This is a genomic window from Pseudomonas sp. B21_DOA (genome assembly GCA_030544685.1).
GTDB classification, from domain to species: Bacteria; Pseudomonadota; Gammaproteobacteria; order Pseudomonadales; family Pseudomonadaceae; genus Aquipseudomonas; species Aquipseudomonas fluorescens_AO.
Window position 1 is genome coordinate 1,509,429 of the sequence record CP086683.1, and the last position, 23,900, is coordinate 1,533,328.

A 23,900-nucleotide genomic window follows, 5' to 3' on the forward strand; every position below is an offset into this window, starting at 1 on the left:
GGCGTCAGTGACCACGCAGGACCTGGGCAACGGTCGCTACGTTATGGGCGAGGTGCAGCGGATTGATCGTGCCGACAATAGCACTGGCGACGCCGGGCTGAGTGAACAGCAACTCGAAGCTGGCGCGCACCGGATCGACTCCCGGACTCAGACAGACATGACCACTGGCCAAGGCTTTTTCACCAGAATGGCTTTGCCGTGGGCAGCAGCATAGTCAATGACCGCTTTTTCGTTTCGTTCGTTCAGATTGTAGGTGACCATCGCGCAGTCGCCTTGCTCCAACGCTTTTAAGCCGCCTTCGACGGTTTTGCCGGAAAAACCGAAGCCGCGGATTTTGCCCTCGGCCTTCAACGCCGCGAGGGTGGCGTAGACCTCTTCCTGCTCAAGAATGACCTTGTCATTGCCGTCCGAGTGCACGAGGACCAGATCGATAAAATCCGTTTCCAGACGTTGCAGGCTGCGCTCGACCGACATCCGCGTGTGCGCGGCGCTGAAGTCGTGACGCGATACGCCGTCGGCAAACTCTTCGCCGACCTTGCTGACGATCACCCAATCCTGTCGCTGACCGCGCAGTAGCGGGCCGAGGCGTTCTTCGCTGCGACCATAGGCCGGTGCCGTGTCGATCAGGTTGATGCCCAAGTCGCGCGCCTGGCGCAGCAGCATGCGCGCCTCGTCGTCGCCGGGAATCTGAAAGCCGTTGGGGTATTTCACCCCCTGGTCACGGCCGAGTTTGACCGTGCCCAGGCCCAGCGGGGAAACCGTCAGGCCGGTGCTGCCCAACGGGCGATGCAGATCGTGCAGAGTGGCGATGGTCATGGCAGCAGTTGCTCCCACGCGGGTACGCCGAGCGGCGGTTTCGGTAGCGGCGGCAACGGCTCAGTCGCTTGCGGCTGAATGCCGTCGTGTTGCAGCGAAGCGATGACGCGGTCGGCGAAGTCCGGCGCCAGTGCCAGTTTGGTCGGCCAGCCGACGAGCAAGCGGCCTTCCTCGGCGAGGAACGCGTTGTCCGGGCGGGTCAGGCCAGTCTGCAGCGGCTCGGCGCGGTCGACGCGCAGGGTGGCCCATTGCGTGGTGCTGAGGTCGATCCACGGCAGCAGCTGGGCGATTTCCTTTTGCGCCGTGGCAATCTGTTCTGCCGGCTCGCGAGCCACGCCTTCGCTTTCGGCGATGTCGCCGCCCATGTACCAGACCCACTGGCCGTCAGCCGCCGGATGCGTGGTCACGGTGATGCGCGGCTTGGTGCCGCCGCCCAGGCAGTGCGCGTACAGCGGTTTCAGGCCGGGGCCTTTGGCGAGGATCATGTGCAGCGGCCGGCGTTGCATGGCCGGCCGGCTCAGGCCCAAGGCTTCGAGCAATTCGGCGGTACCAGCGCCGGCGCTGAGAACGATGCGCTGGGCGCGGATTTCGCGACCATCGACTTTCAGCCCGACCAGCACACCGGCTTCCAGCAGCGGCTCGATCACCTTACCGGCGAGCAAACCGTCACCGGCCAGCTCGGCCAGACGCTGGATCAGGCTCGGGACATCCACCACCAATTCGGCGAGGCGATAGACCTTGCCCTTGAAGCGCTTGTCTTGCAGGGCCGGCGGCAGTTCGTCGCCCTTGACCTGATCGACCCGGCCACGCACGGCTTTGCTGGCGAAGAAACTGGTGAGGTTGCCGGCCAAAGTGCCTGGCGACCAGAGGTAATGGGCTTCAGACAGCAGGCGCACGCCGGACAAGTCCAGCTCGCCATTGCCGGCCAGCGCCTCGCGCCAGCGGCGCGGCATGTCGGCGATGGCTTCGGAGGCACCGGTCAGCGCGCCATGCAGCGCGTACTTGGCGCCGCCGTGGATGATGCCCTGGGACTTCACGCTCTGCCCGCCACCGAGGCTGGCGCTTTCCACCAGCACGGTCGAGAAACCCTGACCGCGCAGGCGCGCATTCAGCCAGAGGCCGGCGACACCAGCGCCGACAATCAGAACGTCGGTGGAAATAACGGATGGCATGCAGCGACCTCGGAGCTTGAAGAAGCCGCAAGTTTCAAGCTTCAAGCTGCAAGCTGCAACCCGGACCAGCAAATCAGCAATGCTTGCGGCTTGCCGCTTGAAGCTTGCTGCTGCTTTTTAATGCCCGGCAGTTTTCGAAAACAGCTGGATCACAACGACACCCAGCACAATCAACGCCATCCCGAGCATGGCCGGTACATCGAGCTTCTGCCCGTAAATAAACAGAGCCGCGACGCTGACCATGACAATGCCCATCCCGGCCCAGACCGCGTAGGCAACGCCCACCGGTACGGTGCGCACCACCAGCGTCAGCATCCAGAATGCGATCCCGTAGCCGACGATGATCAACATCAATGGCAGAGGTGTGCTGAAGCCTTTGACCGCTTTCATCGAAACGGTGGCGATCACTTCGGCGCAGATGGCGATGGCCAGATAGACGTAGGCGTTCATGATTTCGATCCTCAAATAAATCGTCGCTTGCTGAGGTGACATTTTAGGGATTGCTGAGATGGGGTAAAGTCATTACCTATCTGTTTTGAAGATGGGCTGGAAACAAGCATGCAATGGAATCTCGAGCATTTGCGGGTATTTGTCGATGTCGCTGAACAGCGCTCGTTCTCCGCCGTGGCGCGTCGGCAACGCAAGGCGCAATCGGCGATCAGCAATGCCGTTGCGATGCTCGAAGAGGATCTGGGCGTGAGCCTGTTCGAGCGCAGCAGCGGTCGTCAGCCGAGTCTCACCGAGGCGGGCGAGGCGTTGCTGGAAGAGGCCCGCGAGGTGTTGCGCCAGTGCGAGCGCCTCAACGGCCGGGCCATGGCCATGCTGCGCGGCCAGGAGGCGCAGTTGCGGGTGGCCCAGGACGAGGCGATGCCGTATCAGGCGCTGGTAGAAAGTTTCGGCGAACTGGCCGAGCAGTTTCCCAGCCTGGAAGTGCAACTGACCAGCGCCGCCCAAGGCGAGGTCGCGCGCAAACTGGTCGAGCGCCGCGCCGATCTCGGCCTGCTGTTCTATCACGATGAAATTCCCGAGGCCCTCGAGCGCCGCGTACTCGGCCGTGTCGAGATGGTCACGGTGTGCGGCGTCAATCATCCACTGGCGCAGCAGGCTTACGTGACCTGCCAGCAACTGGCGCAGCACCGGCAACTGTTGATGTCGACGCAGACCAGCGTCTATCCCGGCAACGAGCCGGCCAGCCCGCAGGTATGGCGTGCCGACAGCTTCTACGTGATGTCTGAATGGCTGGTGCGCGACCTTGGCTGGGCCTGGCTGCCGCGTCACGTTGTGCAGTACTCGGCGTATCAGGGCCAGATGATTGAACTCGACAGTGAGTGGACGCCGCCAGCGCTGGTGGTGGAGCTGGTCTGGCGCCGCGACGAACCGCTCGGTCCGGCCGCACGCTGGCTGGCGGAACGTTTTGCCGTGCACTTGCGGGCGATCGGTGACAAAAGCCGATAAACTCCGCCGCCATGAATAGAACTCTCTACACCGTGCTGTTTTACCTGGGGCTGCCATTGGTGGCGATTCGGTTGTGGCTGCGCGCGCGCAAGGCGCCGGCGTATGCCAAACGCATTGGCGAGCGCTTCACGCTTGGCATGCCGACCCTGCAGCCCGGTGGCATCTGGGTGCACGCGGTGTCGGTGGGCGAAAGCATTGCCGCCGCGCCGATGATCCGCGCCTTGCTCGAGCGCTACCCGGCCATGCCAATCACCGTGACCTGCATGACCCCGACCGGTTCAGAGCGGATTCAGGCACTGTTCGCCAATGAGCCGCGCATCCAGCACTGCTATCTGCCGTACGACTTGCCGTGCGCCGCTGCACGCTTTCTCGATCGCGTACAGCCCAGGCTTGCGGTGATCATGGAAACCGAGCTGTGGCCCAACCATATTCATCAATGTGCCAAGCGCGGGATTCCGGTGGCGCTGGCCAATGGGCGATTGTCGCAGCGTTCCGCCAAAGGCTATGGCCGCTTCAGCAAACTCACCGCGCCGATGCTCGCCGAGATGAGCCTGTTGGCCGTGCAGACCGAAGCCGAAGCCCAGCGCTTCCGTGATCTCGGCGCACGCCCGGAGACGGTTGAAGTCACCGGTTCGATCAAGTTCGACCTGACCATCGACCCGCAACTGCTGCAGCGTGCAGCCGAACTGCGCAGCCAGTGGCAGGCGCAGGATCGCCCGGTATGGATCGCCGCAAGCACTCACGAAGGCGAAGACGAAGTGGTGCTCGACGCCCATCGTCGTCTGTTGGCCAATCATCCGGATGCGTTACTGATTCTGGTACCGCGTCATCCCGAGCGTTTCAATTCGGTGTTCGACCTGTGCCAGCGCGAAGGTTTTGCCACAGTACGCCGCTCGACCGGGGCTAATGTCGATGCGCAGACGAGCGTGCTGCTCGGCGACACCATGGGTGAGTTGCTGTTTCTCTATGCCTTGGCCGACAGCGCTTTTGTCGGCGGCAGTCTGGTGCCGAATGGTGGGCACAACCTGCTCGAACCCGCCGCCCTGGCGAAACCGGTACTCAGCGGCCCGCACCTGTTCAACTTCCTCGACATCGCTGCGCAATTGCGTGAAGGCGGTGCGCTGGTGGAAGTCGATGATGCCGAAGGCCTCGCAGTCGAGCTGCGCCGCTTGTTCGAACTGCCCTGTGATGCGCAGCGCATGGCCGAGGCCGGGCTGGCGGTGATGCGGCGCAATCAGGGCGCATTGCAGCGGCTGCTGGATGGCTTGGCGCGGCTGATCCAATAGTCGCCTGGAATATTACTGTGGTGAGGGATTTATCCCCGCTGGGTTGCGGAGCAGCCCCAAAACCATTCAGCGCGGTGATTCAGTTAGATCTGGCAAGTCGGATTTACGACTGCTGCGCAGCCGAACGGGGATAAATCCCTCGCCACAGGGATTCATCCCCGTTGGGTTGCGAAGCAGCCCCAAAACCATTCAGCGCGGTGATTCAGTTAGATCTGGCAAGTCGGATTTACGACTGCTGCGCAGCCGAACGGGGATAAATCCCCTCGCCACAGGGATTCATCCCCGCTGGGTTGCGAAGCAGTCCCAAAACCATTCGACGCGGTGATTCAGTCAGATCTGGCAAGCATGATTTGCGACTGCTGCGCAGCCGGACGGGGATAAATCCCCTCACCACAGGGATTCATCCCCGCTGGGTTGCGAAGCAGCCCCAAAACCATTCGACGCGGTGATTCAGTCAGATCTGGCAAGCATGATTTACGACTGCTGCGCAGCCGATCGGGGATAAATCCCCTCACCATAGGGGATTCATCCAGATTGTTTAAGGCCGGGCCTTGAGTTGCGCCTCGGCCGCCGACGCCAGATCCGGCGGCAGGAAATCCTTGTCCGGGTTGTAATCGGCTTTCAGATAGCGCCGCAGATCTTCCAGATCACCCGGGTTCAGCGTCCCTGCCGCTTGCTTCAGGCGCAGGTTGTCGAGGATGTAGTCGTAGCGGGTGTTGTTGTAGTTGCGCACCGAGGTGTACAGCTGGCGCTGCGCGTCGAGCACGTCGACGATGTTGCGTGTGCCGACCTGATAACCGATTTCCGTGGCTTCCACGGCGCTCTGGTTGGAGATGATCGACTGGCGGCGCGCCTGCACCTGCTCGACGTCGGTGTTTACCGCGCGGTGCAGATTGCGGGTGTTTTCCACCACCTGCCGGCGCAGCGATTCGCGCTGCTGTTCGCTCTGATCCAGTTGCGCATAGGACTGGCGCACTTGCGAACTGGTCAGGCCGCCGCTGTAGATCGGGATGTTCAGTTGCAGGCCCAGGGTGCTCTGCTCGACGTTGCCGCCGTAGGGCGCGCCGAACGAGTTGGGGTTGGCGAAGCCGAGGGCGTCGTTGTCGCCTTTCTCGTATTTCGCCACCGCGTCGAGGGTCGGCAAGTGGCCGGCCTTGCGCTGCTTGAGTGTCTGCTCGGCGGAGCTGACCGCGTAGTTGCTGGCGAGCAGGTTGAGGTTCTGCCGCGCTGCCGTGTCGACCCAGGATTTCGCATCGTTGGGCGCTGGCGGCAGGATCGGCAGCGTATGGACGATGCCCTGAATCGAGTTGTACTGACGGTTGGTCAGGGTGATCAACGCCTGGAACGCATCATCGACCTGACGCTGGGCGACGATGCGGTTGGCTCGTGCGGTGTCGTAACTGGCTTGCGATTGCAGGACGTCGGTCTTGTCAGAGAGGCCGACATCGAAACGCTCGTTGGACTGGTCGAGCTGACGCTTGAACGCCGCTTCTTCAGCCTTGGTCGAGGCGAGATTGTCCTGGCTGCGCAGCACGTTGAAGTAGCTTTCAGCCGATTGCAAGATCAGGTTCTGCTCGGTGGCCGAGAGCTGCAGCGCGGCCTGTTCGTTGACGTCCTTCGCCGCTTGATACTGGAACCAGCGATCGGCGCGGAACAGCGGCTGTGCGAGTGTCGCCTGATAGGAATGCGCGCTGCGGTTGGCGATGGCCGAGGGTTGGTCGATCGAGGTGCGCACGTCGGCGACTTCGGCGCCACCGGACAGGTTCGGCAGCAGACCGGCGCGGGCCTGGGGTACGACTTCTTTCTGCGCGCCATACTGGGCGCGGGCCGCCGCGAGGTCGGCGTTATTGTCGACCGCCTCTTGATAGACGCTGACCAGATCGGTCTTGGTCGACAAGGGTGCTTCCGCTGCCCAGGCCATTGTGTTGGACGCACAGGACACGGCAACAGCCAATGAAAGTTTGCGCAGCATGAGGCGATCCCTAGCATGAATATTATGGAAGTAATCCGGGCGCCAAAGGTAAGGCGCAGCCCGCACAGCGTCAAGGCTGAGCAGGCCCAGCGAGTGTAGTTGCGCATTGCTCCGGCAACAATCGGCCAGCCTGTGTATTTACGCCATTCATCATGGCGTTCGCTGCGGTGTTGGCGTTCCTCGGTGGTTGTGTCTAGACTGGCCGGGTTCTTGTCGGGGTGCCTTGCTATGAGGCTGAGATCGAATAATTTCGGATCCCGTTGAACCTGATCAGGTTAGCGCCTGCGTAGGGAACAAGATTTCTCGTCACCCGGCGAGTCCTCTTGTGCTTCGTCCGGGATATTGTTCGACAATCGAACGCTCATGACGAATGCACAGCACCGGTCCTGGTGCGTCCGTGCCTTTCAGGTTCTGCTCCGACAATCCACTGCTGGATGCTGTCTGGAGAGCCCGTGATGACAACAAAAGAAAAAAACGCGATCAACCTGAGTGACTCGGCCAAGGTCGACGAGCAATCGGTCAAGCCGTTCACCCGTTCGCAAAAAGTCTACGTTCAGGGCTCGCGCCCGGACATTCGCGTACCAATGCGCGAAATCAGCCTCGATGTAACCCCGACCGATTTCGGCGGCGAGATCAACGCGCCGGTTACCGTCTACGACACCTCCGGCCCGTACACCGATCCAAACGTGGTCATCGATGTGCGCAAAGGCCTCGGCGATGTGCGTTCGGCGTGGATCGATGACCGTGGCGACACCGAGCGCCTGCCGGGCCTGAGTTCGAACTTCGGCCAGCAGCGTCTGGCCGATGCCGAGCTGACCAAACTGCGTTTTGCCCACGTCAACAACCCGCGCCGGGCCAAGGCCGGGGCCAACGTCAGCCAGATGCACTACGCGCGCAAAGGCATCATCACCGCCGAGATGGAGTACGTCGCCATCCGCGAAAACATGAAACTGCAAGAGGCCCGCGCGGCCGGCCTGCTCAAGCAGCAACACGCCGGCCACAGCTTCGGCGCAAGCATTCCGAAAGAGATCACCCCGGAGTTCGTCCGCGAGGAAATCGCCCGTGGCCGCGCGATCATTCCCGCCAACATCAACCACGTCGAACTGGAACCGATGATCATCGGCCGTAACTTTCTCGTGAAGATCAACGGCAACATCGGCAACAGCGCGCTGGGCTCTTCGATCGAAGAAGAAGTGGCGAAACTGACCTGGGGCATTCGCTGGGGCTCGGACACGGTGATGGACCTGTCCACCGGCAAACACATTCACGAAACCCGCGAGTGGATCATCCGCAACTCGCCGGTGCCGATCGGTACCGTGCCGATCTATCAGGCGCTGGAGAAGGTTAACGGCGTCGCCGAAGACCTGACCTGGGAGCTGTTCCGCGACACCCTGATCGAGCAAGCCGAGCAGGGCGTCGACTACTTCACCATCCACGCCGGCGTGCTCCTGCGCTACGTGCCGCTGACCGCCAAACGCGTCACCGGCATCGTCTCCCGTGGTGGTTCGATCATGGCCAAGTGGTGCCTGGCGCACCACAAAGAGAACTTCCTCTACACCCACTTCGACGAAATCTGCGAAATCATGAAGGCCTACGACGTCAGCTTCTCGCTGGGTGATGGCCTGCGTCCGGGCTCGATTGCCGACGCCAATGACGAAGCGCAATTCGGCGAACTGGAAACCCTCGGCGAGCTGACCAAGATTGCCTGGAAGCACGACGTGCAATGCATGATCGAAGGCCCGGGCCACGTGCCGATGCAGTTGATCAAAGAGAACATGGACAAGCAGCTCGAATGCTGCGACGAGGCGCCGTTCTACACCCTCGGCCCGCTGACTACCGACATTGCGCCGGGCTATGACCACATCACTTCCGGTATCGGCGCGGCGATGATCGGCTGGTTCGGTTGCGCGATGCTCTGCTACGTGACGCCGAAGGAGCACTTGGGCCTGCCGAACAAGGATGACGTGAAAACCGGGATCATCACTTACAAGATCGCCGCGCACGCGGCGGACCTGGCCAAGGGACACCCGGGCGCGCAGATTCGTGATAACGCACTGAGCAAGGCGCGCTTCGAATTCCGCTGGGAAGACCAGTTCAACCTCGGCCTGGACCCGGACACCGCGCGCTCCTATCACGACGAAACCCTGCCGAAGGACTCGGCCAAGGTCGCGCATTTCTGCTCGATGTGCGGGCCGAAATTCTGCTCGATGAAGATCACCCAGGAAGTCCGCGAATATGCGGCCAACCAGCGCATCGACGCGGTCGACGTGGACGTCGCCAAAGGTCTGGCGGAACAGGCCGAGCGGTTCAGGCAGGAAGGCAGTCAGCTGTACAAGAAAGTCTGACCCCGTACTGATCGTTCCCACGCTCCGCGTGGGAATGCAGCCCGTGACGCTCCGCGTCACTGGACGCGGAGCGTCCCGAGAGGCATTCCCACGCAGAGCGTGGGAACGATCACAACAAATGTCCCTTTGAGATAACACCCTTGAGCATTCAACCCGGCACTTATTCTCCCGACCTCGCCGTCCCCGCTGAAAAGCGTGTGTTCGGCGGTCGCGATCTGTTTTCCCTGTGGTTCTCCCTCGGTATCGGCCTGATGGTTCTGCAGACCGGCGCATTGCTCGCGCCGGGCCTGGGTCTGTCCGGTTCTTTGCTGGCGATCTTCCTCGGCACGCTGGTGGGCGTGCTGTTGCTGGCCGCCGTCGGCGTGATCGGCAGCGACACCGGCCTGTCGTCGATGGCGGCGCTGAAGCTCAGTCTCGGCAGCAAAGGCGCGAGCCTGCCGGCGCTGCTCAATCTGCTGCAACTGATCGGCTGGGGCTCGTTCGAAATCATCGTCATGCGCGACGCCGCCAGCCTGCTCGGCACCCGCGCCTTCAGCGGAGGTTCGCTGTGGGCCAATCCGATGCTGTGGACGCTGTTTTTCGGCGCGCTGGCGACCTTGCTCGCGGTGAGCGGGCCGTTGACGTTCGTGCGGCAGATTCTGCGCAAGTGGGGCATCTGGCTGTTGCTCGCCGCGTGCCTGTGGCTGACCTGGAACCTGTTCGCCAAAGCCGACCTTGCTGCGCTGTGGGCGCGCGCCGGTGACGGTTCGATGCCATTCGCGGTGGGCTTCGACATTGCCATCGCCATGCCGCTATCGTGGCTGCCGCTGATTGCCGACTACTCGCGTTTCGGCAAGCGCGCAAAGAATGTCTTCGGTGGCACGGCGGTGGGGTTTTTCATCGGTAATTTCTGGCTGATGAGCCTTGGCGTGGCCTACACCCTGGCGTTCGCGCCGAGCGGCGAAGTCAATGCGCTGCTGCTGGCTCTGGCCGGTGCCGGTCTGGGCATTCCGCTGTTGCTGATTCTGCTCGACGAGTCGGAAAACGCCTTCGCCGATATTCATTCGGCGGCGGTCTCGAGCGGGATTCTGTTGCGCCTGAAAGTCGAGCATCTGGCTTTGGCCATCGGCGTGATCTGTACGCTGATCGCACTGCTGGCGCCATTGGCGCAGTACCAGAATTTCCTGTTGCTGATCGGCTCGGTGTTTGCGCCGCTGTTCGGCGTGGTGCTGGTGGATCACTTCATCCTGCGCAAGCGCAGTGCCCAGGTCACGTCAGCCGCGTTGCGCTGGCCGGCGTTGCTGGCGTGGCTGGGGGAGTCAGCACCTATCACTTGCTGGCGAATCTGTATCCGGATGTCGGCGCAACCCTGCCGGCGCTGGTGCTGGCAGGATTGCTGCAGCTGGTGCTGGGCCGGGCCTTCAGTTACGGCCGGGAAACAGCTCAGGCTTGAGAATGCCGTTCAGGCGCGGGTAAGGAATCTTCAGTTCGACGTGGCCCAGCGCATAGGGCGCGATGGTGGTCACGTCGTACTTGAGGATCACGCCACCGTAGGTCAGCGCCACGTGCGGGGTTTTCACGAACGGCCAGTTCGCGACGAATTCCGCCTCCTGATCAAGCTTGGTGCTGATCAGCCAACTGTTGTGCGCCACTTGCGCGGCTTTCCAGAACGCCTCTTCCTGACCCGGCAGCAACATGTCTGACAGGTTCAGCACCTTGTGTTGCTGGCGCGAATAGTTGATGAAGCCGCGACCCGGAGTGCCGTGGGCGCCGCCAGTGTCGAGGTAGCTCGACAGCTCGATGATCACCAGTCCGTCATGCTGCTCACGTACTTTCGCTTGCAGATAGCTGCTGTTGCGCGGGCCGGCGCTGGCGAGGAACTGCTCGCGGTAGGCGGCCAGAGTTGGCGCGACCGGTGCGTTCTTCTCGGTGCGGGTCATTTGCAGCAGACGTTTTTCGATGATGCCGTCCAGTGCCGGCTCATCCGGGAAGCGCAGGGTGTCGATGTTCACCAGCGGGCAATCGGGGTTGGAGCAGCCGGGTTTCAGTTGCTCCGAAGCATCGCGGGTGGTTTCCAGCGGCGTGCGATAGTTGGGCTGGAACAGGCTGGCACAGGCGCCCAGAGTCAGGGCAATAGCGGCCACAGAGGCAATTTTGACAAGCGACATGGGCGTCCTTTCGAAAGCAGGGGAAGGCGAAAAGTTACCGCTTCGACTCTCAACGGAGCAGTCAGTTCGCCACTAAGCTAATTAGAGTGGGTTTCACCGTCACCGTCCATCCCGCTGACGGTAAAGGGGCTGCATCAAACGGTGCGGGCGCGTTAGGATGGCGCGAAGTCGAGGTTGCCAGTTACACACAGCAAGCTCGTAATGGATGTGCAGTAAAGAGGATGCCTATGACTGACTTTGCCAACGCCATTCCGACCGCCGTCGATATCGTGCGGCGCGAAAAATGCTACGAGGGCTTCTACAAGCTCGACCGTGTGCACTTGCGCCATGAGCTGTTCGCCGGTGGCATGAGCCGCGAGATCAACCGGGAAATCTTCGTGCGCCACGATGCCGTGTGCGTCCTGCCTTACGATCCGCAGCGCGATGAAGTGGTGCTGATCGAGCAGTTTCGCGTCGGCGCCATGGGCAAGGCCGACAACCCGTGGCTGGTCGAACTGGTCGCCGGTCTGATCGACAAGGATGAGCAACCGGAAGAAGTTGCTCACCGCGAGGCGCAGGAGGAAGCTGGACTGGACATCAAGGCGCTGTGGCCGATGACCAAGTATTTCCCGTCGCCCGGTGGCAGCAACGAATTCGTGCATTTGTATCTGGGGCGTTGCAGCACCGACGGTGTCGGTGGGCTGCACGGGCTGGAAGAAGAGGCCGAAGACATTCGCGTGACGGTCTGGGCATTTGAAGATGCCTTGCAGGCCGTGCGTGACGGACGTATTGCCAACGCGGCGAGCATCATCGCCTTGCAGTGGCTGGCGCTGAACCGCGCCGAAGTGAGGGGCTATGGTCGTAAACAAGCTGCGCGATCGTTATCGGGTTGACCTCGTGGGGCTGCAAGCCGCCTGTGAGGCCAACTACGCGCGCCTGATGCGACTGCTGCCGGACATGCGCAACGAACCCGAGGCGCGGCGTATCGCCGTGACCCAGGGCGAGCAGATGCTCGGCGTGCTCGCCCTCGAAGTGCTGCAGACCTGCCCGTACACCACGACCTTGCAGGTGCGCCAGGAACACAGCCTGCCTTGGCTACCGGTGCCGCAACTGGAAGTGCAGGTCTATCACGACGCGCGCATGGCCGAAGTGATCAGCGCCGAACATGCACGACGCTTTCGCGGCATCTATCCTTATCCGAACGCTGCCATGCACCAGCCTGACGAAAAGGCCCAGCTCAATGTCTTTCTGGGCGAATGGCTGAGCCATTGCCTGGCGCTGGGGCACGAGTACGAAGTCGTTCGCTAGTTGTGAACTGCGTCCGCTTCGACGGTTTCCCCTTTGTGTCATCCCCCAGCATAATTGCCGCATCCACCCATTGCGTGTCTAGCCCCGGGAGAGCGCCTTGCCCAGCGTATCGACATTGACCAGCGCCGACCCGGCGCTGCTGGTGCAGTTGTCCGACAGCCACCTGTTCGCCGCAGCGGACGGCAAGCTGCTGGGCATGAAGACCCGCGCGAGCCTGCAACAGGTCATCGACCTGGTGTTGGCGCAACAGGCGCAGATCGATCTGCTGCTGGCCACCGGCGATATTTCCCAGGACGGCACGCTGGAGTCGTACCAGGCCTTCCGCCAGATGAGCGCGCAGATCAATGCCCCGGCGCGCTGGATTCCCGGTAATCACGACGAGCCGATGGTCATGGCCGAGGCGGCGGTGCAGAGCAGCTTGCTCGAATCGGTAGTCGATATCGGCAATTGGCGGGTGACGATGCTGGATTCGGCGGTGCCGGGTTCGGTGCCGGGCTATCTGCAGGATGATCAATTGCAACTGCTCGCCCGCGCGCTGAGCGAAGCGCCGGAACGTCATCATCTGGTGTGCCTGCATCATCATCCGGTGTCGATCGGCTGCGCATGGATGGAGCCGATCGGCCTGCGCAACCCGGAAGCGTTCTTTGAAGTGCTGGACCGCTTTCCGCAGGTTCGCGCGGTGTTATGGGGGCATGTGCATCAGCAAATCGATCGCGAGCGCAATGGCGTGCGCTTGATGGCCTCGCCTTCGACGTGCATCCAGTTCGAGCCCGGGAGTGCGGATTTCAAAGTGGGCGAGCAGGCGCCGGGGTATCGCTGGCTGCGGTTGTTGCCGGATGGGCGTTTGGAAACCGGGGTTGAGCGCGTGACTGGATTCGACTTTCAGGTTGATTACGGTTCCAACGGTTACTGAGACCATACGGGCCTCTTCGCGAGCCGGCTCGCTCCCACATTGAAACGCGATTCCCTGTGGGAGCGCCGGTGCGACGCTTCGACCTGCTCGCGAAGGCGGCCGCACAAACACCCACGATTGCTCTGACTCCCTGTAAACTCCGCTATCTTTCGCCGACAGCCAGGGAGCTCAAATGTCCGGTTCGATCCTCTATATCCACGGTTTCAACAGCGCGCCGGCCTCGAAGAAGGCCTGTCAGCTGGTCGCGGTCATGGAGCGGCTGGGGTTGAGCGAGCAATTGCGCGTGCCGGCGCTGCATCACCATCCGCGCGAAGCCATCGGTCAGCTCGAGCAGGCAATCGCCGAGCTGGGCCGGCCGTTGCTGGTGGGAAGTTCGCTCGGCGGCTACTATGCGACTCACCTGGCCGAGCGCCATGGCCTGAAAGCCCTGCTGGTCAACCCGGCGGTCAGCCCGCACCGGATGTTCGATGGTTATCTGGGCACGCAGAAGAACCTCTACACCGATGAAACCTGGGAACTGACCCACGGCCACGTCACGGCGCTGGCCGAACTGGAAGTGCCACCACCGCAGGATCCGCAGCGTTATCAGGTCTGGTTGCAAACCGGCGACGAAACGCTGGATTATCGCCTCGCCCAACAGTATTACCGCGCCTGTGCCCTGCGCATTCAGGCTGGCGGCGACCACAGTTTCAGGGCTTTGCCGGGCAATTGCCGGCGTTGCTGAGTTTTGCCGGCATGGCTGCCGATATGTATCAGGCAATCGATTTCACCACGCTGTGAAGTCTTGCCCCTCTTTCATGAATGACTGACGACGAGACCTTATGGCCACTCCCAGCGCTAGTTCTTATAACGCCGACGCCATCGAAGTCCTCTCGGGCCTCGACCCGGTGCGCAAACGCCCCGGCATGTACACCGACACCAGTCGGCCGAACCACCTCGCCCAGGAAGTCATCGACAACAGCGTCGACGAAGCCCTGGCCGGCCACGCCAAATCGGTGCAGGTCATCCTGCACGCCGACCATTCGCTGGAAGTCAGCGACGACGGCCGAGGCATGCCGGTCGACATTCACCCGGAAGAAGGTGTGTCCGGTGTTGAACTGATCCTTACCAAGCTGCACGCGGGCGGCAAGTTTTCCAACAAGAACTACCAGTTCTCCGGCGGTCTGCACGGCGTGGGTATTTCCGTGGTCAACGCGCTGTCGACCGAAGTGCGTGTACGGGTCAAACGTGACGGCAACGAATACCAGATGACCTTCAAGGACGGCTTCAAGGCCTCCGAGCTGGAAATCGTCGGCACCGTCGGCAAGCGCAACACCGGCACCAGCGTGTACTTCGCGCCGGACCCGAAATACTTCGACTCACCGAAATTCTCCATCAGCCGCCTCAAGCACGTGCTCAAGGCCAAGGCTGTGTTGTGCCCGGGGCTGCTGGTCAGCTTCGAAGACAAAGGCACCGGCGAGAAAGTCGAGTGGCATTACGAAGACGGCCTGCGCTCTTATCTGGTCGATGCGGTCAGCGAATTCGAGCGGTTGCCGGACGAGCCGTTCTGCGGCGCCTTTGCGGGTAACAAGGAAGCGGTCGACTGGGCGCTGCTGTGGCTGCCGGAAGGTGGCGACGCGGTGCAGGAAAGCTACGTCAACCTGATCCCGACCGCGCAGGGCGGCACGCACGTCAACGGTCTGCGTCAGGGCCTGCTCGACGCGATGCGCGAATTCTGCGAATTCCGCAGCCTGCTGCCGCGCGGCGTGAAGCTGGCGCCGGAAGACGTCTGGGAGCGCATCGCGTTCGTCCTGTCGATGAAGATGCAGGAACCGCAATTCTCCGGCCAGACCAAAGAGCGTCTGTCTTCCCGTGAAGCGGCGGCGTTCGTCTCCGGTGTGGTGAAAGACGCTTTCAGCCTGTGGCTCAATGCCAACCCGGAGACTGGTCTGGCCCTGGCCGAACTGGCGATCAACAACGCCGGCCGCCGTCTCAAGGCGAGCAAGAAAGTCGAGCGCAAACGCGTCACCCAAGGCCCGGCGTTGCCGGGCAAACTGGCGGACTGTGCGGGGCAGGACCCGATGCGTTCCGAGCTGTTCCTGGTCGAGGGTGACTCCGCCGGCGGTTCGGCCAAACAGGCGCGGGACAAGGAATTCCAGGCGATCCTGCCGTTGCGCGGCAAGATCCTCAACACCTGGGAAGTCGACGGCAGCGAAGTGCTCGCCAGCCAGGAAGTGCACAACATCGCCGTGGCCATTGGCGTCGATCCGGGCGCGGCGGACATGAGCCAGCTGCGCTACGGCAAGATCTGCATCCTCGCCGACGCCGACTCCGACGGTCTGCACATTGCGACCTTGCTGTGCGCGCTGTTCGTCCAGCACTTCCGCCCGCTGGTGGATGCCGGTCACGTCTACGTGGCGATGCCGCCGCTGTACCGCATCGATCTCGGCAAAGAGATCTACTACGCCCTCGACGAAGCCGAGCGCGACGGCATTCTCGATCGCCTGGTCGCCGAGAAGAAGCGCGGCAAGCCGCAGGTCACCCGATTCAAGGGTCTGGGCGAAATGAACCCGCCGCAACTGCGTGAAACCACCATGGACCCGAACACCCGGCGTCTGGTGCAGTTGACGCTGGGCGAAGACTTCGCCGAAACCTCGGAAATGATGGACATGCTGCTGGCGAAGAAACGCGCCGGCGACCGCAAATCCTGGCTGGAATCCAAAGGCAACCTCGCCGAGGTGCTGGCCTGATGCAGTTTGGCTGGGCCTTGGCGGGTGCGTTGCTGCTGAGTGCGCTGAGCGTATCGGCCGAGCCGCTGCAAGAACTGCGGCTGCTCTCCGAACACCCGGTCGAGGGCATGCGCGGCGGCAACCTGTCGGGTCTGGCCATGTGCGGCAATGAGCTGTGGACGGTTTCCGATCGCGATGACGAGCAGATCTATCGGCTCGATACCCGCGATCCGGTCTGGCAGGCGCAAACCGTGCACATCGACGTGCCGCCCGTGCCGGAGAGCGGCTTGCCGTGGGGCTTGAGTTCGCGCACCTGGGCGGCGTCGTTCATTCGCGGCGGCGATCTGGATTTCGAAGGCATCAGTTGCGACAGTGCCGGTAATCGCTACATCGTCAGTGAAGCCCATGCGGCGGTGCTGCAGGTGCCGGTCAGCGGTCCGGCGAACTGGCTGAAGATCTCGCCGCTGCTGGTTCGCGAGGCGCGGGCGAGTGGCATGCTGCTCAAGTTCAATGCGATCTTCGAGGGCCTGGCGATCAACCCGGCGGGCGACCGGATGTGGCTGGCCGCCGAACGACAGAACCGCGGCCTGCTGCTGATCAAGCGTCAGCAAACGGTCTGGGATTGCGACGGTGGCTGCGTGCTGCTCAGTGAGGGCGGCAAGGAAATGCAGCCGGCGCAGTTCCCGAAAGCGAAAGCGGTCGACCGCGACTTTTCCGACATTTCGTTGTTCAACGGCAAGCTGTTTACCCTCGAGCGCAACGCGTTCGAGATTTGTCGTCGCGATGCGCAGACGGCCAAGGTCGAGCAGTGCTGGTCGTATGCAGGTGAACTGTTGCAGGAAAATCGCCGCTACTCGCAGAACTACGGACTGGAGGAAGCGCTGATCATTGATGCTGAAGGCGCGTGGATCGGCGTCGACAACAATTTTGGCCCACGTGCTGACGGCGAAGTCCGCCCGGTGGTCTGGCGCTTCGCCGCGCCGGACGGTGGCTGGAGTGCCAGGCCATGAGCCAGCAACCGCCGGGCAAGCGCGCCGGTCGGGTGTTGATGATCCTCGCCTGGTGCGCGGCGTTGTTTCTTGCGACGAAGTTTTTCGGGCAGTGGGAGCAGCGCCAGCAGAATCCGAACATCGTGGTCACGTCGGAGCAGGGCGAAGGTTTTATCGAAGTGAAACTGGCGAGCAATGCCCAAGGGCATTTTGTCGCCAGCGGCCAGATCAACGGCGAGCCGGTGGAGTTCATGCTCGACACCGGCGCGACCGATGTGGCGATCCCGGCGGATCTGGCCAAGCGTTTGAAGCTGCAAGAAGGTTTTGGCGTGACCCTGAGCACGGCCAATGGCCTGAGCCAGGGTTACCGAACGAAGATTGCTCGCCTGCAATTGGGCGACATCGTCCTGCGGGATGTCCGCGCACTGGTGGCGCCGGGTCTGCATGGCAATCAGGTGCTGCTCGGCATGAGCGCCCTGAACAAACTTGAATTTACCCAGCGCGGTGGCACCATGCTGCTGCGCCAGACAACGAACCGATGAGGCCCGCATGAGCGACTCCCTTGATCTCAGCCTGGACGGTGTAGAACGCCGCTCGCTGGCTGACTTCACCGAAAATGCCTACCTCAACTACTCCATGTACGTGATCATGGACCGCGCCTTGCCGCATATCGGCGACGGCCTGAAACCGGTACAGCGGCGTATCGTCTACGCCATGAGCGAGCTGGGGCTGGACGCTGATTCCAAACACAAGAAATCGGCGCGTACCGTCGGTGACGTGCTCGGTAAATTCCACCCCACGGCGACTCGGCGTGCTACGAAGCGATGGTGCTGATGGCGCAGCCGTTCAGCTATCGCTACACGCTGGTTGACGGCCAAGGCAACTGGGGTGCGCCGGACGATCCGAAGTCCTTCGCCGCCATGCGTTACACCGAAGCGCGGCTGTCGCGCTATTCCGAAGTGCTGCTCAGCGAACTGGGCCAGGGCACCGCCGACTGGGGGCCAAACTTCGACGGCACGCTGCAGGAACCGCTGGTGTTGCCGGCGCGCCTGCCGAACATTCTGCTCAACGGCACCACCGGTATCGCCGTGGGCATGGCCACCGACGTGCCGCCGCACAACCTGCGTGAAGTCGCCACTGCCTGCGTGCGTCTGCTCGATGAGCCGAAAGCCACGGTCGAGCAGCTTTGTGAGCACATTCAGGGCCCGGACTATCCGACCGAAGCGGAAATCATCACGCCGCGCGCCGACCTGCTGAAGATGTACGAAACCGGCAAGGGCTCGGTGCGTATGCGCGCCGTGTACCACGTCGAGGACGGCGACATCATCGTCACCGCGCTGCCGCATCAGGTCTCCGGGGCCAAAGTGCTGGAGCAGATCGCCGCGCTGATGCAGGCCAAGCCATCGAAAGCGCCGCAGATCGCCGATCTACGCGACGAATCCGACCACGAAAACCCGTGCCGCATCGTGATCATCCCGGTCAACAGCCGCGTCGATCACGAAGCGCTGATGCAGCACCTGTTCGCCAGCACCGAGCTGGAGTCGACCTACCGGGTCAACGTCAACATCATCGGTCTGGACGGCAAGCCGCAACTGAAAAACCTGCGTGCGCTGCTGGTCGAATGGCTGGAGTTCCGCGTACTGACCGTGCGTCGCCGTCTGCAATTCCGCCTCGACAAGGTCGAACGTCGTCTGCACCTGTTGGACGGTTTGCTGATTGCCTACCTCAACCTGGATGAAGTAATTCACATCATCCGTACCGAGGAGCATCCGAAAGCCAAGCTGATCGAGCGTTTCGCCCTCAGCGAAATTCAGGCCGACTACATCCTCGACACCCGCTTGCGTCAGTTGGCGCGACTGGAAGAGATGAAGCTGCGCGACGAGCAGGATGAACTGCTCAAGGAGCAGGCCAAGCTGCAAGCGCTGCTGGGCAGCGAAGCGAAGCTGAAGAAACTGGTGCGCACCGAGTTGCTCAAAGACGCCGAAACCTACGGCGACGACCGCCGTTCGCCAATCGTCGAGCGCGCCGAAGCCAAGGCGCTGAGCGAACACGATCTGCTGCCGAACGAGAAAGTCACTGTCGTGCTGTCGGAAAAAGGCTGGGTGCGTTCGGCCAAGGGCCATGACATCGACGCCACCGGCCTGTCGTACAAGGCCGGCGATGGCTTCAAGACCTCGGCGGCGGGGCGCTCCAACCAGTTTGCCGTGTTCATCGACTCCACCGGCCGCAGCTATTCGGTTGCTGCGCATACCTTGCCGTCGGCCCGTGGCCAGGGCGAACCATTGACCGGCCGTCTGACGCCGCCACCGGGCGCTTCATTCGAATGCGTGCTGATGCCCGAAGACGATGCGCTGTACGTGATTGCGTCCGATGCCGGTTACGGCTTCGTGGTCAAAGGCGAAGATCTGCAAGCGAAGAACAAGGCCGGCAAAGCGCTGTTGAGCTTGCCGAACAACGCCAAGGTCATTGCGCCGCGCCCTGTGGCTGATCGTGAGCAGAACTGGCTGGCCTCGGTCACGACCGAAGGTCGCCTGCTGATCTTCAAAATCAGCGATCTGCCACAATTAGGTAAGGGCAAAGGCAACAAGATCATCGGCATTTCCGGTGAGCGCGTGGCCAGCCGCGAAGAATATGTCACGGACATCGCCGTCCTGCCGGAAGGCGCCACCCTGGTGTTGCAGGCTGGCAAACGGACCCTGTCGCTGAAAGCCGACGACCTCGAGCACTACAAAGGTGAGCGTGGACGGCGCGGAAACAAACTTCCGCGGGGCTTCCAGCGGGTCGATGCGCTGCTCGTCGAAAACCTCAATTAGGCGAGAACGCCATCCTAGAGCGTTCGATCTGCGATTAAACGCGTAGATCGACGCTTTGGCGCTGGAGTCGGAACGCATATTCACGGATGATATGGCCTTTCAAGCGCCGGCGTGGCCGAGCGTTCTTCATATTTATTGAGTATTTTCACTGTGGTCAGCCTTGTGGCGGCCACCTGGACGGGATGATGACTGCGCTACGCCCCCTTATTTTGTTGCTCGCCGGCGTTCTTGGCCTGGCGGGTTGCAGCGTTCACCAGCCGGTGTCGCTGTATCAACTGGACAGTGGAAGTCCGGTTCAGCCTGCGCAAAGCGCGGGCATGGCGGTTTTGCTGGGGCCAGTGGTAGTGGCCGATTACCTGCAACGCGAAACCCTGTTGCAACGTCAACCCGACGGCAGCCTGCAAGCGGCGACCGACGGTCGTTGGGCTGGCAGCCTTTCGTCGGATATCGATCAGTTGCTGATGCGTCAGGTGGCTGGTCATCTGGACAGCCAGCGTGTAGTGCTGGCGCCTGCTACTGCCGGGTTTACCCCGGATGTGCAAGTGCTGCTGACCATCACTCGTCTGGATTCCGGGGCGAAACAACCGGCTATTCTCGATGCGCAATGGCGTTTGATCGATCGTCGAGGCAAGGTGCGCGATAACCGCATCATTCATCTGCAGGAGCTGCACGCCGGCAGCACCGCTTCGCAGGTGCAGGCACAAGGCATCCTGTTGCAGCGTCTGGCCGAGCAATTGTCGGTGGCGCTCAAGCCTCTGGCCAACCAGCCGCCCGTGGCCGAGGCACCGCGCAAAGCCGCGCCGAAGCCCGCAGCGCCGGCGGCGGATGCCGAGAAGCAACCGAAGATTCCAATGGCCTCGCCGATCCGTACCGATATGGAAGTGTTTCGCTTCTGAGGGCGGAACGAGTCAGAACAGAGCCCGCCTTGTGCGGGCTTTGTTGTGTCTGGGGGCAGAGATTATTCGTCTTCAGCGCTGGCCCCTTCGCGAGCAGGCTCGCTCCCACATTTGATCGGCGACGTGCAGGCCCTGTGGGAGCGAGCCTGCTCGCGAAGGGGCCAGTACAGGCAACAAAAAGCCCGCAGACAATCACTCGTCTGCGGGCTTTTGCGTATCGGGCCTAAGCCTTACGCCCGGCGCTCATGCATCCGCGCCAGTTGCCGCTCCAGCATCGATGGATAAGGCTCCATCAACCGCTCCACACAGCAAGCGCCCTCGGGGCTGGCGATCGGCCGGATCCGCGCGCGCTGCCGGATCAGCGCGTCATCGCTGATCTTGCGCTCGACCAGCAAGAGATTGCGGCTGTGCTGCGACAAGGCCAGTGCATCCTGGGCCGAATCGGTCAGCAGCAGATCAATCTGGCTCAGGCCAAACAGCTCATCGCCCAAGGTCAGGCCCAGCTGCAATTGCAGGGTGATGCCGCTGTCCGCGACCTCGATCTGCAACTGGTGACCGAGTGCGCGCAGCAACTCGCCGCAGCAGATGGCATTGGTCAGGTAGTCGTCGCCGCAATCTTCGGTGTGGAACAGCAGCAACGTACTGCCGTCGTTGAGGGTTTCGATTTCGCCCTGATACAGCGAAGCGGCCTGCTCGAGGCAGTCGCGATAGCGTGCCTGCAATTCTTCCAGACGTGCGCGAGGCAAGCGGCGTAATTGTTCCTGCGAGCCCAGTTGCACGGCCAGTACGGCGGTGTGCTGTGGCACGTCAGGCGTCGGTTTGCGCGTGAGCGGTTGTGCGGCGCTGGTGAGCGACTCGTCGCGCAGGTCGGCGAAGGCGTCATCATCGTCATCGTCTTCGACGGTGCTGACCAAGTGACGCGGGGCCGGTTTCTTCGCGGCCAGCGGGCGGCTTTCGTCGAAGCTTGGATCGCGCAGATTACGCACCTCGAATTCCGGCTCGTCTTCTTCCTCGGCGAATTCCGGCTCGGGTTCGGGCTCAGGCTCCGGTTCCGGGGCGTAGCTGGCGTGCAGCTGGCGCGCCAGATCACCGATTTCATCCTGACGATCGATGCCCGGTGTATGCGCGTCGATGCGGCGCAGCCACACACGCAATTGCAGCAGTGGCGTCGACAGATAACGGCCCATGCGCAGGCTCAGAGCCAGCGACAGTGCCAGCAGAATCGCGCTCAGAATGCCCATGCTTTGCAGGCTGATCGTCATCGGCTGCTGGAACTGATCCATGTCCAGGCTGATGCGCAGTTGCCCGGCGGTCACGTCCTGGAAAGTGATCTTGCTCTCGTACATGCCCTCGGCTTCGCCCAGCAGGCTGTGCTTGGGACGCTGACCGGACTCGGCGAGGATGCGGTTGTCCACGCTGTAGATCGCCGCGTGGGCGACCAGTTTGTTCTTGGTCAGGTTGTTGAGCAGCACGTTGAGGCTGAGGATGTCGTTGGACACCAGCAGCTCGGTGGCGGAGGTGGCGGTCTGCGTGGTCAGGCTTTCGCCCAGCGCATCGGCCTGCTCGTGCATGGCCTGCTTGAATTGCAGCCCCATCACCCCGGCATAGATCACCAGGGCCAGAGCGACCAGGATCACGTTGTGGCTGGCAATGCGCAATGCAATCGGTACACGGCGGTGGCGCAGTGCACGGAAGATCAGCAGGAAGAAGTTATCGGTTTTGACTGGCGTGGGCCGGTTCACTTGAGCTCGGCTCTTTGTCCGTGAAGTTGACGCGCAGTATAGCGACAGGCCCCAGACCGGCAAAGCGCTCGCGGTGCCCGATGGTCACTGAAAGTGGGTAGAATGCGGTTTTTTCCAGTTGCGGGGTGCGCGTTGCGCGAAATCGTCCTGATTAACATCACGGGAGTCGACCGTCCGGGTCTGACGGCGGCCATCACCGGTGTTCTGGCACAAGGTGGTGTGAACATTCTCGACATCGGTCAGGCGGTGATCCACGACACCCTGTCGTTTGGCATCCTGGTTGAAATTCCCGATTCCGAGCAGGGCAAATCGGTGCTCAAGGACATCTTGTTCAAGGGCTACGAACTGGATCAGCAAGTGCGCTTCACCCCGGTGTCCGAAGAGGATTACCAGCAGTGGGTGGGCAATCAGGGCAAGAAACGCCATATCGTCACCCTGCTGACGCGCAAGGTCACTGCCGGCCAATTGCAGGCCGTCAGCGCGATCACCGCCAAATATGGCCTGAACATTGACCATATCGACCGTCTGTCGGGGCGCATGCCGCTGGACACGCCGGCCGACAAGGGCAAGGGTTGCATCGAGTTTTCCGTGCGCGGCGAAGCTGCCGATCCGCAGGCCCTGCGCGCCGAATTCCTCAGCGTTGCCCAGGAATTGAACGTCGATATCGCCTTTCAGGAAGATTCGCTGTTCCGTCGCAACCGACGTCTGGCCGTGTTCGACATGGACTCGACGCTGATCGAAGCGGAAGTCATCGATGAGCTGGCCAAGGCGGCCGGCGTGGGTGATCGGGTTTCGGAAATCACCGAGCGCGCGATGGCCGGCGAACTGGATTTCCGCGCCAGCTTCAAGGAGCGTCTGGCGCTGCTCAAGGGCCTCGACGTCAGCGTGCTCGACTCGATCGGCGCCTCGCTGCGCCTGACCGAAGGCGCAGAAACCCTGTTCGCCGAACTCAAACGGCTCGGCTACAAAACCGCCATCCTGTCCGGCGGCTTCACTTATTTCGCCAAGCAACTGCAGGCCAGGCTTGGCATCGACTACGTGTTCGCCAACGAGCTGGAAGTGGTCGACGGCAAGTGCACCGGTGTGGCGGTCGAGCCGATTGTCGATGCGCAGCGCAAGGCTGACTTGCTCAAGGAATTGGCGCACAAGGAAGGTCTGCGTCTGGAGCAGACCATTGCCGTCGGCGACGGCGCCAACGACTTGCCGATGCTGGCGATTGCCGGGCTGGGCGTAGCGTTCCGCGCCAAACCTCTGGTCAAGCAGTCGGCGAAGCAGGCGATTTCAACGCTGGGGCTGGATGGCGTGTTGTATCTGCTGGGTTTCCGGGATCGTGACGGGCAGCTCTGAGATCTCAGATAA

16 protein-coding genes, 4 pseudogenes and 1 riboswitch are annotated in these 23,900 nt (G+C 62.1%); of the genes and pseudogenes, 14 read left to right on the forward strand and 6 right to left on the reverse strand.

Annotated elements, in window-relative coordinates; all coding sequences use genetic code 11:
• Positions 1-4: 4 nt before the first annotated feature.
• From LJU32_06990 to LJU32_07000, 3 genes and pseudogenes are all read right to left on the reverse strand, one after another.
• Positions 5-816: pseudogene (locus tag LJU32_06990) on the reverse strand (aldo/keto reductase).
• A complete protein-coding gene (locus LJU32_06995; GenBank protein ID WKV90014.1) occupies positions 813-1,988 on the reverse strand; it encodes an FAD-dependent oxidoreductase in 1,176 nt (391 codons plus the stop codon). The pseudogene LJU32_06990 and the gene LJU32_06995 overlap by 4 nt, the downstream one beginning before the upstream one ends.
• Positions 1,989-2,105: 117 nt before the next feature.
• On the reverse strand, positions 2,106-2,438 hold the full coding sequence (locus LJU32_07000) for a multidrug efflux SMR transporter (GenBank protein ID WKV90015.1): 333 nt from the start codon (positions 2,436-2,438) through the stop codon (positions 2,106-2,108).
• 108 nt (positions 2,439-2,546) lie between these two features.
• Between LJU32_07000 and LJU32_07005 the strand changes: the two genes are divergently transcribed.
• Together LJU32_07005 and waaA are read left to right on the forward strand one after the other, a co-directional pair.
• Positions 2,547-3,443, forward strand: coding sequence for a LysR family transcriptional regulator (locus LJU32_07005; GenBank protein ID WKV90016.1), 897 nt, complete (start codon positions 2,547-2,549; stop codon positions 3,441-3,443).
• Positions 3,444-3,454: 11 nt separating this feature from the next.
• Complete coding sequence (gene waaA, locus LJU32_07010) at positions 3,455-4,729, forward strand: lipid IV(A) 3-deoxy-D-manno-octulosonic acid transferase (protein ID WKV90017.1); 1,275 nt, start codon at positions 3,455-3,457, stop codon at positions 4,727-4,729.
• A 538-nt stretch (positions 4,730-5,267) separates the two neighbouring features.
• Here waaA and LJU32_07015 read toward each other — a convergent pair.
• Positions 5,268-6,701 (reverse strand): TolC family outer membrane protein, encoded by a 1,434-nt coding sequence (locus LJU32_07015; protein WKV90018.1) that lies wholly within the window; start codon positions 6,699-6,701, stop codon positions 5,268-5,270.
• A 204-nt stretch (positions 6,702-6,905) separates the two neighbouring features.
• A riboswitch (TPP riboswitch) is annotated at positions 6,906-7,011 on the forward strand.
• Positions 7,012-7,156: 145 nt separating this feature from the next.
• Here LJU32_07015 and thiC point away from each other — a divergent pair.
• Both thiC and cytX read left to right on the forward strand, forming a co-directional pair.
• On the forward strand, positions 7,157-9,046 hold the full coding sequence (thiC, locus tag LJU32_07020; GenBank protein ID WKV90019.1) for a phosphomethylpyrimidine synthase ThiC: 1,890 nt from the start codon (positions 7,157-7,159) through the stop codon (positions 9,044-9,046).
• A 140-nt stretch (positions 9,047-9,186) separates the two neighbouring features.
• Positions 9,187-10,478, forward strand: a pseudogene (cytX, locus tag LJU32_07025) (putative hydroxymethylpyrimidine transporter CytX).
• On the opposite strand, the gene LJU32_07030 reads toward cytX, so the two are convergent.
• Positions 10,447-11,193 carry an RsiV family protein gene (locus LJU32_07030; GenBank protein ID WKV90020.1) on the reverse strand — a complete coding sequence of 249 codons (747 nt, stop codon included), beginning with the start codon at positions 11,191-11,193 and terminating at the stop codon, positions 10,447-10,449. The pseudogene cytX and the gene LJU32_07030 overlap by 32 nt on opposite strands.
• 227 nt (positions 11,194-11,420) lie before the next feature.
• On the opposite strand from LJU32_07030, the gene LJU32_07035 reads away from it, so the two are divergent.
• The 9 genes and pseudogenes from LJU32_07035 (at position 11,421) to LJU32_07075 (ending at position 20,799) form a co-directional block, all read left to right on the forward strand.
• Positions 11,421-12,065 (forward strand): NUDIX domain-containing protein, encoded by a 645-nt coding sequence (locus LJU32_07035; protein ID WKV90021.1) that lies wholly within the window; start codon positions 11,421-11,423, stop codon positions 12,063-12,065.
• On the forward strand, positions 12,028-12,480 hold the full coding sequence (locus tag LJU32_07040; protein WKV90022.1) for a DUF1249 domain-containing protein: 453 nt from the start codon (positions 12,028-12,030) through the stop codon (positions 12,478-12,480). Before LJU32_07035 ends, LJU32_07040 begins: the two co-directional genes overlap by 38 nt.
• A 97-nt stretch (positions 12,481-12,577) precedes the next feature.
• On the forward strand, positions 12,578-13,393 hold the full coding sequence (gene cpdA, locus LJU32_07045) for a 3',5'-cyclic-AMP phosphodiesterase (protein ID WKV90023.1): 816 nt from the start codon (positions 12,578-12,580) through the stop codon (positions 13,391-13,393).
• A 172-nt stretch (positions 13,394-13,565) separates the two neighbouring features.
• Positions 13,566-14,173, forward strand: a pseudogene (locus LJU32_07050) (esterase).
• Between the two features lie 41 nt (positions 14,174-14,214).
• On the forward strand, positions 14,215-16,122 hold the full coding sequence (parE, locus tag LJU32_07055; GenBank protein WKV90024.1) for a DNA topoisomerase IV subunit B: 1,908 nt from the start codon (positions 14,215-14,217) through the stop codon (positions 16,120-16,122).
• Positions 16,122-17,111, forward strand: a complete 990-nt coding sequence (locus LJU32_07060) for an esterase-like activity of phytase family protein (protein ID WKV90025.1) — start codon at positions 16,122-16,124, stop codon at positions 17,109-17,111. The genes parE and LJU32_07060 overlap by 1 nt, the downstream gene beginning before the upstream one ends.
• Positions 17,108-17,632 (forward strand): TIGR02281 family clan AA aspartic protease, encoded by a 525-nt coding sequence (locus LJU32_07065; protein WKV90026.1) that lies wholly within the window; start codon positions 17,108-17,110, stop codon positions 17,630-17,632. The genes LJU32_07060 and LJU32_07065 overlap by 4 nt, the downstream gene beginning before the upstream one ends.
• Positions 17,633-17,639: 7 nt before the next feature.
• Positions 17,640-19,903: pseudogene (gene parC / locus LJU32_07070) on the forward strand (DNA topoisomerase IV subunit A).
• A 185-nt stretch (positions 19,904-20,088) separates the two neighbouring features.
• Positions 20,089-20,799, forward strand: a complete 711-nt coding sequence (locus tag LJU32_07075; GenBank protein WKV90027.1) for an ABC-type transport auxiliary lipoprotein family protein — start codon at positions 20,089-20,091, stop codon at positions 20,797-20,799.
• A 230-nt stretch (positions 20,800-21,029) separates the two neighbouring features.
• On the opposite strand, the gene LJU32_07080 is transcribed toward LJU32_07075, so the two are convergent.
• Complete coding sequence (locus LJU32_07080) at positions 21,030-22,541, reverse strand: HAMP domain-containing protein (GenBank protein WKV90028.1); 1,512 nt, start codon at positions 22,539-22,541, stop codon at positions 21,030-21,032.
• Positions 22,542-22,673: 132 nt separating this feature from the next.
• Here LJU32_07080 and serB point away from each other — a divergent pair, with 132 nt between their 5' ends.
• Entirely contained in the window at positions 22,674-23,888 is a 1,215-nt protein-coding gene (gene serB, locus LJU32_07085; protein ID WKV91053.1) for a phosphoserine phosphatase SerB, read from the forward strand.
• Positions 23,889-23,900 lie beyond the last annotated feature (12 nt).

Bases quoted from the DNA above. Each gene is read 5' to 3' on its own strand.
- LJU32_06995 (WKV90014.1), bottom strand. From the start codon at position 1,988: ATGCCATCCGTTATTTCCACCGACGTTCTGATTGTCGGCGCTGGTGTC.
- LJU32_07000 (WKV90015.1), bottom strand. From the start codon at position 2,438: ATGAACGCCTACGTCTATCTGGCCATCGCCATCTGCGCCGAAGTGATC.
- LJU32_07005 (WKV90016.1), top strand. From the start codon at position 2,547: ATGCAATGGAATCTCGAGCATTTGCGGGTATTTGTCGATGTCGCTGAA.
- waaA (WKV90017.1), top strand. From the start codon at position 3,455: ATGAATAGAACTCTCTACACCGTGCTGTTTTACCTGGGGCTGCCATTG.
- LJU32_07015 (WKV90018.1), bottom strand. From the start codon at position 6,701: ATGCTGCGCAAACTTTCATTGGCTGTTGCCGTGTCCTGTGCGTCCAAC.
- thiC (WKV90019.1), top strand. From the start codon at position 7,157: ATGACAACAAAAGAAAAAAACGCGATCAACCTGAGTGACTCGGCCAAG.
- LJU32_07030 (WKV90020.1), bottom strand. From the start codon at position 11,193: ATGTCGCTTGTCAAAATTGCCTCTGTGGCCGCTATTGCCCTGACTCTG.
- LJU32_07035 (WKV90021.1), top strand. From the start codon at position 11,421: ATGACTGACTTTGCCAACGCCATTCCGACCGCCGTCGATATCGTGCGG.
- LJU32_07040 (WKV90022.1), top strand. From the start codon at position 12,028: ATGGTCGTAAACAAGCTGCGCGATCGTTATCGGGTTGACCTCGTGGGG.
- parE (WKV90024.1), top strand. From the start codon at position 14,215: ATGGCCACTCCCAGCGCTAGTTCTTATAACGCCGACGCCATCGAAGTC.
- LJU32_07060 (WKV90025.1), top strand. From the start codon at position 16,122: ATGCAGTTTGGCTGGGCCTTGGCGGGTGCGTTGCTGCTGAGTGCGCTG.
- LJU32_07065 (WKV90026.1), top strand. From the start codon at position 17,108: ATGAGCCAGCAACCGCCGGGCAAGCGCGCCGGTCGGGTGTTGATGATC.
- LJU32_07075 (WKV90027.1), top strand. From the start codon at position 20,089: ATGACTGCGCTACGCCCCCTTATTTTGTTGCTCGCCGGCGTTCTTGGC.